Source organism: Hydrogenophaga sp. (assembly GCF_025699295.1).
Taxonomy (GTDB): domain Bacteria; phylum Pseudomonadota; class Gammaproteobacteria; order Burkholderiales; family Burkholderiaceae_C; genus Hydrogenophaga.
Genome location: NZ_JAILWB010000025.1, coordinates 55,338 through 67,129 on the forward strand (window position 1 = coordinate 55,338; position 11,792 = coordinate 67,129).

At 67.7% G+C, this 11,792-nt stretch carries 5 protein-coding genes; all 5 read left to right on the forward strand.

Features of this window, described 5'->3' with window-relative positions:
* The first annotated feature begins 33 nt into the window (after positions 1-33).
* The 5 genes from K5880_RS21170 (at position 34) to K5880_RS21190 (ending at position 11,719) form a co-directional block, all read left to right on the forward strand.
* Positions 34-780, forward strand: coding sequence for an IclR family transcriptional regulator (locus K5880_RS21170; protein ID WP_297657251.1), 747 nt, complete (start codon positions 34-36; stop codon positions 778-780).
* Between the two features lie 160 nt (positions 781-940).
* A complete protein-coding gene (locus tag K5880_RS21175; protein ID WP_297657254.1) occupies positions 941-2,662 on the forward strand; it encodes a ShlB/FhaC/HecB family hemolysin secretion/activation protein in 1,722 nt (573 codons plus the stop codon).
* A 41-nt stretch (positions 2,663-2,703) separates the two neighbouring features.
* A complete protein-coding gene (locus tag K5880_RS21180; protein WP_297657257.1) occupies positions 2,704-3,408 on the forward strand; it encodes a hypothetical protein in 705 nt (234 codons plus the stop codon).
* Positions 3,405-11,348 carry a hemagglutinin repeat-containing protein gene (locus tag K5880_RS21185; RefSeq protein WP_297657260.1) on the forward strand — a complete coding sequence of 2,648 codons (7,944 nt, stop codon included), beginning with the start codon at positions 3,405-3,407 and terminating at the stop codon, positions 11,346-11,348. The genes K5880_RS21180 and K5880_RS21185 overlap by 4 nt, the downstream gene beginning before the upstream one ends.
* A complete protein-coding gene (locus K5880_RS21190; RefSeq protein ID WP_297657263.1) occupies positions 11,345-11,719 on the forward strand; it encodes a hypothetical protein in 375 nt (124 codons plus the stop codon). The genes K5880_RS21185 and K5880_RS21190 overlap by 4 nt, the downstream gene beginning before the upstream one ends.
* Positions 11,720-11,792: the final 73 nt, after the last annotated feature.

Genomic DNA, 11,792 nt, shown 5'->3' on the forward strand with positions numbered 1-11,792 from the left:
ATCGACCCCTGCGTGTCAACCCGAGCCCCGCCCATGCCCCGCAAAGCGCAAACCCCTTCGCTCGCCGACGCCAACGCCGCCACCGGCGGCACCGCCGCGGTGGACCGTGCGCTCTCGCTGCTGGGCGCGTTCCGCGCGGGCGACGCGGCCCTGTCGCTGGCCGAACTGGCCGAGCGCACCCAGTTGCACAAGAGCACCGCGCTGCGCCTGCTCGCCTCGCTGGAACACGCGCGCCTGCTGCAGCGCCTGGACGACGGGCGCTACGGCCTGGGTGGCGAAGTGGCGCGGCTGCACGGCATCTACGCCGCCTCGTTCTCGCTCGACCGCATCGTCATGCCCGTGCTGCGCCAGCTGGTGGCCGCCACCGGCGAGAGCGCGGCCTACCACGTGCGCCAGGGCCAGCCGCCGAACCAGACGCGCCTGTGCCTCTACCGCGTGGACTCACCCCACCCCGTGCGCGACCACATTCGCGCCGGCGACGTGCTGCCGCTGCACCTGGGCACGGGCGGGCGCGTGCTCACCGCCTTCGGCGCGGGCGACGAGAGCCGCACACCCAGCGCGCCCGAGCGGCGCGTGCTCGCCCGCATCCGCGCCGACGGCTACATGACCGCCGTGGGCGACCGCCTGGCCGAAGTGGCCGGCATCTCGGCCCCCGTGTTCCACGCCGACGGCAGCATCGCCGCCGCCCTCACGCTGACCATGCCGGCGCACCGGTATGACGAGCGGCATGTGGGCAAGGTGCTGGCGGCGGCGCGGGGGTTGAGCGGACGGGTGGGCTGAGCCCGCCCGTGGCCGGCTGACCACCAGCGCCCGCCAACTTTTTAACGGAACCCGATTCCTGTTTTTCACCTCTCCTCACAAAATACAACACTTAAGTACCTGTTTTTGATCGATTCAAAGAGAATAAACACCTCTTTGGAACTAATAACAGGGTGAGCAGGTGAGGGAAGCGAAACGCGGGAGGGCCGTCCTGTGCCGGCGCAGCGGTGCCATCGGCGCATGGCTGCTGGCCGCGGCATGCGGCGCGACAGCCCAGGCGCAGACAGCGGCGGACGAACAGCGCCGAGCCCTTGAGCGCGATGCCGTCCAGCGCGAGCAGGCCTTGCCGGGGCGAAGCGCCTCGGCCCCCTTACCCGAAGCCCTGCCCGCACAGCGGCTGCCGACAGACGAATCCCCCTGCTTCACCCTTCACCAGATCGCCTTGCGCGGCGAAGGCGCCGGTTCGTTCGGCTGGCTGCTCGATGCGCTGGGCGGCCCGGGCGGTCTGGACGCCCCCCTGCGGCGCTGCCTCGGCGCACGGGGCGTCAGCCTGCTGGTACAGCGCGCGCAGGCCGCCCTGCTCGCGCGCGGCTTCGTCACCAGCCGGGTACTGCTGGAACCCCAGGACCTGAGCGAAGGACTGCTGACCCTCACCCTGGTGCCCGGGCGCATCCGGCACATCCACTTTGCCGAACCGCAACCCCACCCGGCACTGGCGCGCAGCGCCGTGCCGGCCAGGCCCGGCGCTGTGCTCAACCTGCGCGACATCGAACAGGCGCTGGAGAACTTCAAGCGCGTGCCCGGCGTGGAGGCCGACATCGAGATCGTGCCCGCCGACGAACCCGGCTGGAGCGACCTGCGGATCCGGTGGCGCCAGGACCGCGCGCTGCGCCTGAACCTCAGCGTGGACGACAGCGGCTCGCGCAGCACCGGCCGCTACCAGGGCAGCCTGACCCTCAGCGCCGACAACCCGCTGGGACTCAACGACCTGTTCTACGTGGGCCTGCAGGGCGATCTCGGCGGCGGCGATCCGGGGCGACGGGGCACGGGCGGCAACAGCTGGCACTACTCGCTGCCCTGGGGCTACGCCCTGCTGTCATTCGACTTCAGCCGCCACCGCTACCTGCAGACCGTGGCAGGTGCCTCGCAGAACTACGCCTACCGCGGGCGCAGCGCCTCGCAGGAGGCCACGCTGTCCTGGCTGGTGCGGCGCGACGCCAGCAGCAAGACCACGCTGCACGCCAAGGCCTTTGCGCGCCAGTCGCGCAACTACATCGATGACACCGAGATCGAGGTGCAGCGGCGTGCGGTGGGGGGCTGGCAGGTCGGCATCGGCCACCGCGCCTTTGTGCGGGAAGGCACGCTGGATCTGGGTCTGAACCACCGGCGCGGCACCGGCGCCTTCGGTGCGCTGCGCGCACCCGAAGAAGCCTTTGGCGAGGGCAGTTCGCGCTTCGAGCTGCTGCAGGCAGACGTGCGCTGGCAATCGCCGCTGCGTCTGGGCACGCAGCCCTGGACGTACAGCGGGCAGGTGCGCGCGCAGGCCAACCTCACCGCGCTCAGCCCGCAGGAGCGCTTCGCCATCGGCGGGCGCCACACGGTGCGCGGCTTCGACGGCGAATCCAGCCTGAGCGCCGAGCGCGGCTGGCTCTGGCGCAACGAACTCGCCACCCCGCTGGGCGGCAGCGGCCAGTCCTTCTTTGCCGCGCTGGACCACGGACAGGTCAGCGGCCCGTCGAGCCAGCGCCTGGTCGGCACACGCCTCACCGGACTGGCGCTGGGCCTGCGCGGTGGCGCTGGCGCGCTGCGCTACGAGCTGTTCGCGGGCTGGCCGCTGCGCCACCCCGAGGGCTTCAGAACCGCCCACACCACGGCGGGCTTCTGGGTCGGTACTGGTTTCTGAGCTGCAACGACCCATCACACCCACCAAGGAGGACTTGACCCATGACTGAAACACTCCAGCGAACAGGCGCCGTTGCAGAGGGTGCGGCGTTTCTTGAGACCGTGGTGCGCTACCACGTACAGGATGAAGCGGGCATACCGGCAGAGACCTGCATCACCTGCGCGGCCTGGATGGCGGGTACCTTGCTGTTCCGGCTGGTGGAGCAGCAAGGTGCCCGCCACCTGCCTCGAGGACGCGTGGTCCTGAGCGATCGCGTGAACCAGCGGCTGCCAGCGCTGATGGGGCTGGTCGGTGCCATGGTCGCCGACGGACTGCCTGCCGACCCCGAGACCGACCAGACCGCGCCGCCTCAGACCATGCCACCGTTGCGGCTGACGCTTGCGCAGGCGCAGGACCTGCTCGATCCGGTATATCTGAGCTACGCGCGGCGCCAGGCCCTCACGCCTGAGCAGGCTCTGATGGCAGCCACTCGCGCCACCGGCCAGCTCGCGGCCCGGATGCGCCAGGTACTGGGGCTGCCCCTCTCGACACACCTTGCCCAGTACGGGCTTCTCGAAGCCAGCAAGACCGCACCACGTTGGCCGCAAAGGCACGATTTCGCGGCGACTCACCTGAAACGCTTCGCGTCGATTCTTCCGCGCCAATCAGTCTGGCAACGGGCGCGCACGGTCCTGAATGGATGGGCAATGCCGCATGACCGGGACCCGGACCATCGAGGCGTGAACGCAGCAGGAGACCTGCAATGAACCGCAACACCCATCGCGTCGTCTTCAACGCCACGCGTGGCCTGCTCATGGCGGTGAGCGAAGTCGCCCCGGCCCATGGCAGCGGCTCGCATGCAGGAGGCCAGACAACGACCACGTCCACCGGGCGGCGTCCGTCGTGCTGGCGCCTGTCCAGCCTGGCGCTGGCCCTGGGCTGGGTGGGCGCGGCGATGGCCCAGATCGCGGCCGATCCCACCGCACCCGGCGCGCAACGCCCCACCGTACTGACGGCCCCCAACGGCGTCCCCCTGGTCAACATCACCACGCCCAGCGCCGCCGGCGTCTCGCGCAACACCTACAGCCAGTTCGACGTGAACGCCCAGGGCGCCATCCTCAACAACAGCCGCACCGACACCCCCACCCAGCTCGGCGGCTGGGTGCAGGGCAATCCCTGGCTGGCCACGGGCGGCGCGCGCGTGATCCTCAACGAGGTCAACAGCAGCCAGCCCACCCACCTCGGCGGGCACGTCGAGGTGGCCGGCCAGCAAGCCGAAGTGGTCATCGCCAACCCGGCGGGCATCGAGATCAACGGTGGCGGGTTCATCAATGCCAGCGGTGTGACGCTGACCACCGGCGCGCCGGTGATGAGCAACGGACATCTCGAGTCATTCCGGGTGCGGGGCGGCGAGGTGCGCATCGACGGCCTGGGCCTGGACACCCGCGACGCCGACCAGACCCGCATCCTTACCCGCGCGATGCAGGTCAACGCGGGCCTGTGGGCGCGCGAGCTCTCGGTCGCGCTCGGCGCCAACGACGTGCCGGCGCTCGCCTCGGGCACTGCCCTGCAGGCCACGCCCGTGGCTGGCACAGGCCCCGCGCCCGGGTTCCTGCTCGACGTGGCCGCGCTGGGCGGCATGTACGCCGGCAAGATCACCCTGGTGGGCACCGCTGCAGGCCTGGGTGTCAACAACCGCGGCACCCTCGCCGCCGACGACGGGGACTGGGTGCTGCGCACCGACGGCTGGCTCACCAACACCGGCACCATCGTCGCCAGCGGCAACGCCACCGCCGTGGTCGGCGGCGACATCCACAACGCCGACAGCGGCCTGATCGCTGCAGGGCAGAACACCTCGCTCGATGCCGCCGCGCTACGCAGCGACGCCAACGCCGTGCTCGCGGCGGGTCTGGGGGCTGACGGTCAGCTCAACGGCACAGGCACGCTCGACCTGAACGCCAGGCAGCAGATCGCGCTGCAAGGCCAGGCGCTGGCCGCTGGCGGCCTCACGGCACACACGGCGGGCGCGCTGGTCACCGATGGGGCCCAACTGCGCGCGGCGCGGATCGGGCTGAACGCCGCATCGCTGTCCAACGTGGGCGGCGAGATTGCGCAAAGCGGTGGCGGCACGCTCACCATTCACAGCACCGGCACCATCGACAACACCGACGGCGCCATCCTCAGCGATGGCGGCCTCGCCATCCACAGCGCAGGCACGGTCACCAACCTTCGCGGCGACATGCAGGCGGTGGGCGACGCACGGATCGACACCGCTGGCGTGGCGCTCGACAACACGGGCGGGCGCATCACTTCACAAGGCGCGCTGCAAGTTGCCACGGGTGACATCACCAACCGCGCCCTGGGCGCCCGGGCGGCGCAGATCGGCAGCAGCGGCGACTTCACGCTCACGGCGGCGGCACTGAGCAACGGCATTGACGGCGCCACGCGTTCCACGCTCTGGTCTGGGCAGGCGCTGAACGTGCGGGCGCAGCAGCTGACCAACGACGGCGACATCGCGGGCGACACCGTGCTGCTGCAGACCCAGGGCGACCTGACGAACAGCAGCACCGGCACCGTCTCGGCGACCCAGGCCATCGACATCGGCGCTGACACCTTCACCAACCGCGGCCTGGTGCACGCCAACGAGGCCGGCGGCACCAGCCGGGTGCAGTTACAGGCCACCACCGTGAACAACCTCGGTGGCGCTGCGATCTACGGCGATCGCGTGGCCGTCGCGGCGCACACCCTGAACAACCGGCCCGACGCCATCGACCCGGTCGCGCCCGTCATTGCAGCGCGCGGACAGCTCGACATCGGTGTGCAAAACCTGCACAACGAAGACGGTGCGCTCATCTACAGCGGCGGCGACCTGCGCGTGGGTGGTGGGCTTGATGCCGCCACCGGCTACACCACTGGCGCGGCGCAGTCCGTGAGCAACCTCAGTGCCACCATCGAGGCTGCGGGCCACCTGACCATCGCCGCCGACACGCTGACCAACGAGCGCCGCAACGCGAACGTGCACCAGGCCACGCTGCTCGACCAGACGGCCCACCTGACCATGCCCTCGTGGTGGGTCAATGGCCAGAACGAGCACGGGGTGGCCATCGAAGGCACCTCCAACTACTCGCCTCACCTGTTCTACCTGCTCGATCCCGCGTCCATCCTGAGCGATGAGGCGCTGGTGACGCCCGATGGCAACGTGGTCCACCGCATCGAGGTGGCGCTGGACCCGGCCGACTCGATCCATTTCGCCGCCTCGGGCGCGTACGCCGGCAACTACGGCGTGCGCGAAAGGGTCACGGTGGGTGCGCCCACCACTGCGGTGCTCTACGTGCAGCAGCGCACCGACAACGTGACCAATCCAGACCAGGTGCCGGGCAGCGCGCATGTGTTCGCGAGCAGCACCGCCAGCGTCACCTCCTGGCAGCGCAACACCCTGAACTACAGCGAAACCTATGGACGCTGCAGCACGAACTGCACCCTGCTCGTCGTGCAACCGGGCTACAACGATCCGCAGGGCTTGATCCTGCGTGACACGCAAAGAGCCCTGACTTCCACGCACGCGGGGCTGGAGGTCTCGCGCACGGCGCGCCACACCGTTGTCGAAGACCGTCTCAACTTCGATGCGGGCGCACCAGCAGCCGTTCGCGCCGGCGGCGACATGGTGCTGAACGTCGGCACCGCCCTGGTCAACCGCTACGCCGACATCCAGGCCGGTGCCGGGCTGGACGTGCAGGCGGGTGGCGCGAGCGTGACCAACGAAGGCCAGACGCTCCTGCGCACGCACAGCTTCCAGGTCACGTCCCACACCGCCGCCCAGGGCGACTTCGACTGGACCGCGCCCGAGATCAGCGAAGTCGTCGGCCATGCCGGCGGCACGCTCTCCGGCGCGCAGCAGGTGAGCATCGCGGCACAGAGCCTGAGCAACACCGATCTGGCACGCAGCACCGGCCTGCCCGCCAACGGGCTCGGTTTCCTGGGTGTATCCACACCGGGACCGAACGATGCGCTCAGCGTGCCGCCCAGCGCGCTGCTGCGCCCTGCCGCCCCCGACAGCGCCTACCTGGTCGAGATCGACCCACGCTTTACCCACCACAGCCTGTGGCTGGGCAGCGACTACCTGCTGAGCGCGCTCGCCAGCGACCCGGCCGCGCTGCACAAGCGCCTGGGCGATGGCTTCTTCGAACAGAAGCTCGTGCGCGAGCAGGTGGCGCAGCTCACGGGGCGGCGCTTTCTGCCGGGTCACACCAGCGACGAGGCCCAGTTCCTGGCGCTGATGGAAGCCGGCGTGGCCCACGCACAGGCCTGGAACCTGATACCCGGCGTGGCGCTGTCGGCCGAGCAGATGGCTCAGCTCACCACCGACCTGGTGTGGCTGGTCGAGCGCGTGGTGGTGTTACCCGATGGCCACCGCACCTCCGCCCTCGTGCCGCAGGTCTACGTGCGCCAGATCGGGGACGGCGAGATCACCCCTGCTGGCGCACTCATCGCCGGCGAGAACGTGCGCCTGGACATCGCACAGGACATCGTCAACAACGGTGGCATGCTGGCCGGCGACAGCGTGCTGCTGCAGGCCGGGCGCGACATCACCCACATCGGTGGTCTGCTGCAGGGCGGGCACACCCTGGTGGCCAGCGCCGGGCGCGACGTCAGCGTGATCAGCACCACGCACGGTACGTCGTTCGAGAGCACTTACGTCAACCAGCGCCGCACCGAGCTGGCTCGCGTGGGCGCTCTGCAAGCAGGCGATGCCGACGGCGCCGCCCTGATCGTGAATGCGGGCCGCGACGTAAACCTGCAAGGCGCCAGTGTGGGCAACGCATCGACCACGGGCAGCACCACGATCCAGGCCGGGCGCGACGTTCACCTGCAGACCGTGACTGTGGGCAGCAGCGACAACACGGAATACAACGCCAAGAATTACCAGCGCCACAGCCAGCGCCAGGAGATCGGCACCAACGTGCAGGCCCTGGGTGACGCTCAGCTGCGCGCCGGAAACGACGTTGTGGCGCGCGCAGCCAATGTGAACGCACTGGGTGACTTGAGCGTGCAAGCCGGCAACGACATCACGCTGCAGGCCGGCAGAGCGGTGAGCGAGAGCGCCACCAGCGTGCACATCCAGCGCAAGGGTGTGCTGAGCAAGAAGAGCACCGAAGAGGTGAAGCGCTCGGCCAGCGACGTGGCGCAGGGCTCGGGGTTCTCGGGCGCCAACGTGGTGCTGCAGGCCGGCCAGGACATCCAGATCCAGGGCAGCAGCGTCAACGCGCAGGACCTCCTGCTGCTCGACGCCGGGCGCGATGTGACCATCGCCTCCGAGCAGAACACCGAATCGGGGTCCTACTTCTCGGAGGTCAAGAAGTCCGGTCTCAGCGCCGACCTGATGGACGGCGTGTCCTACGGCAAGAGCCGCCAGAACGCCACCCAGACCTACGAGGCGGCGACCCAGTCCGGCAGCAGTGTCACCGGCGGCGATGTCACCGTGCAGGCAGGGCGAGATGCTGTCGTGCGCTCCAGTGTGGTCATCGCCGATACCGACCTCACCGTCATCGCCGGGCGCGATGTTGGCGTGGAAGCCGCCCGCGACACGCTGAGCAGCACCAACGAGGCCCACGCCAAGTCCACCACCATCGGCATCGACGCCGGCGCCAGCGGGCGCTTCACCGCCTTCGGCCAGACCCGCTCCGGCCAGGACGGCACCAGCACGAGTGAGACGGCGGTGCAAAGCCTGCTCAGCGCCAACGCCGGCAACCTCACCCTCATCGCCGGCACCGACAACCAGCACCAGGGCACGGGCGCCGGCAACGTGAACACGCAGGGTGGCACGCTGCTGGCGCAGGACACCGTGGCGCTCTCGGGCAACAGCGTCACGCTGGGCACGGCCGACAGCCAGAGCAACAGCGAGTTCCGCGCCCAGAGCAAGAACTTCACCATCGGCAGCCAGCTCAGCGGTGTGGTCGGCGGCCTCATCACCCAGCTGGGCGACGCGGTGCAGACGGCCCGCCACACCGACAACGAGCGCCTGCAGGCTGCTGCGGCCCTCAAGGCCGGGTACGACGCCTACAAACTCGCGGGCACCCCGGGGGCGGACTTCACCGCCTCTGCGGGCACTGCGGCACAGCCCGGCGACCCCGGCGCAGCGGGCATCGGCATCAGCGCCTCCATCGGCAGCAGCAAGTCACGCCAGAACGAGCAACAGACCACCACCCAGCAAGCCGGCACCGTCATCCAGGCCGGCCAGATCGACATCCAGGCCCGCGAAGGCGACCTCAAAGCCGTGGGCGCGAAGCTGCAGGCGCAAGACATCGGCCTGCAGGCCGCTGGCGACATCGATCTGCAAGCCGCGAAGAACACCGCCACCCTGGACAGCACCCACAGCGGCAGCAGCGCTGGCCTGGGCGTGACCTTCGGCTTCGGTGAACAGAACGGCATCAGCTTCCAGGTCAGCGCGAGCCGGGCCAGGGGCAGCGGCGAGGGCAGCGAGACCACGCACGACAACGCGGTGGTCACCGCGACCCATACCCTCACCGTGCGCAGCGGGGCCGACACCAAGCTGCGCGGCGCGCAGCTGGCCGGCGACGCCGTCATCGCCGACATCGGTGGCAACCTGAACATCCAGACCCTGCAGGACACGAGCCAATACGACTCCGACCAGAAGAGTTCGGGCTTCAGCGTGAGCCTGTGCGTGCCGCCCCTCTGCTACGGCAACGTGGTGACCGGCTCGGTGAGTACGGCCAAGGAGCAGGTTGATCACGACTTCACAAGCGTGAACCAGCAAAGCGGCATCGCCGCCGGCGCCGGTGGCTTCGACATCACCGTCACCGGCAACACCGACCTGCAGGGTGCGGCCATCACCAGCAGCGCCACACCGGACAAGAACCGGCTCACCACCGGCAGCCTCACCTACAGCGACCTCACCAACACCCAGACCACATATGCCGAGAGCGAGTCGATGAGCCTGGGATATGGTGGGGCCGGGCTCGTGGCGACCATCGCGACCAACGTGGTCGGGAACGTGCTGGCCAACGAGGTGGGTGAGCGGGGCTTGCCCGAGAACATCACGCAGACCAGCAGCACGCAAAGCGTGATCAGCCCGGCGAACATCACGGTCACGGGCACTGATGCCCAGAGCGCCGAAAACGTGGCCGCCCTGACGAACCGCGACGCGAGCACGGCCAATCAATCCCTGACGAACCAGCTCACGCTGCAGCAGGCGCAAGAACTGAAAGCCCAGCAGCAGGAAGCGCGCGAGAACCAGATCGCGGCGAACACCATCGGTGCTGTGATCACCAACGCCATCGGCGATGTGGCGCAAGCCCAAGGCTGGCCCGATGGTGGTTGGCAGAAGACGGCACTGCATGGCATGGCGGGGTTGATCCAGGCCAAGGTGGCGGGCACGGATGTTGGCAAGGCCGTGACGGCGGCGATGCTCAACGAACAGCTCACACCGGTACTGGCCGATTACCTGCAAGGTCAAGGCATCGACCCCAGGAGCCCGGAGTTCAAGACCTTGATGGCGGCCGCGTCAACGCTGCTGGGCTCGGCGTTCGATGCGGCCAGCGTGACGTATACGGCCACCGTCAACAACTATCTGAAGCACGCGGACGTGGAGAGTCTCGAAGCCCGGCTCAGGGCCTGCGGTGACAGCCAAGCCTGTCGCGACAAGGCATTTGACGATGCGTATCGCACGAGCGTGGCTAACGACATCGAGTTGCTCAACTGCAAGACAACGGGCAACTGCGAAGAGCTCAAGGCGGCCTACCGCGCAGGGTACGCAGCGATCGAAAGCATGTTGGACAAGGGGATCAAGCCTGATGACGTGAGCTTGATCCTCGACATGGAGAGCAACGCCCAGACCATCATTCGTCGCGGTCTGGATCAGCTTCAATGCAATGCCTCGGCCTGCCAGGACCGCGCCAACTACCTGGTCGGAGTCGGTAGGGGTCTAGCCAAGGTCACACCTGCGGGCTTGGTTACCGGTTCGGGCGTCATGGCGTATGAGCTGACGACAGCGGTGCTGAACCTGGGATGGACCGACACGGCCGTGGCGTTGGCGCAGGGCATTGCGGGTTTGCCGGCAGAGTTGCAGCAACGCCTTGGCAGTGAAGACCCTCAAGTCCGGGGTGAGGCGATGGTTGATGCACTGGCCATCGGCTCGGTAGCCACCGTGGTAACGACCAAGCTGGCGCAAACCGGCTATGGCGCGACCGTGCGCCACGTGGAAGCGAAAGCCTTGGCGGCCAGAGAAGCCGAGACCATCGCGACCCGCATGCGCGAGGTTGCCATCCATACCGACGATGCGCGGTTCAGCCAAGTGGCACAGGAAATCGTCAGCGCCGAGCGAGCGGGGTGGAAGACGGCGGATGGCAAGACGTGGTGGCCGCCGGAGAATGGCAAGGTGCCCGGAACTGAGCAGATCGTGGAACTCAAGGTGGGACAGAAGCTGGATCGATATGGTGAAACGAGCAATAAATCGAGCTTCTTGGCTCCGGCAGGCACCCCTCTTGACCAACGGGCACTTTCAGATACCACCAATACGGCGTTGCATGACGTCTACATCGTCAAAAAGCCGTTTTCAGTTCAAGAAAGCCGAGTGATGCCATGGTTTGGGAGGGAGGGAATGGGTTTGCAGTATGAAACGACAGTCGGTACCGGCATGACTATTAATAATCTGATTCGCAGAGGCTTCCTAGAGAAGATTTCGCCATGACGCGATCAATAAATGTCCCAAACTATTTCGCCGATGAGTTCAACAGACCTCTAACGTATCCAAGCAAAAAACCCGGAGCGTTGGACGCAAGTCATAGACGCATTTTTTTGCTGATTGAGCGCGCGCTGAAGGACGTTCCGCGGCCAGACTGGGAAATCAATGATGGGGAATTTCGTTCAAAAAATGACGTAGAACCCTATGGCATCGAACTAGTTGACGACAAGTTCTACATTTATGCCAAGGAGCGGGGAAGTCGTAGCGCTATAGCGATTTTCAAGGATGGAGATATGGCTGCGGAATATTTTGTGTGGCTTGTCTCAAAAGGACAGCGTCAAATCGATTGGACAAAACTCTTGGACATGCTTCCGTAGAGCAGCATTGCAGGTCACGGCCGACATCGGCAGCAGCCCACCTCAAGGTGGGAGGTGGGAGGGGGGAGGTGGG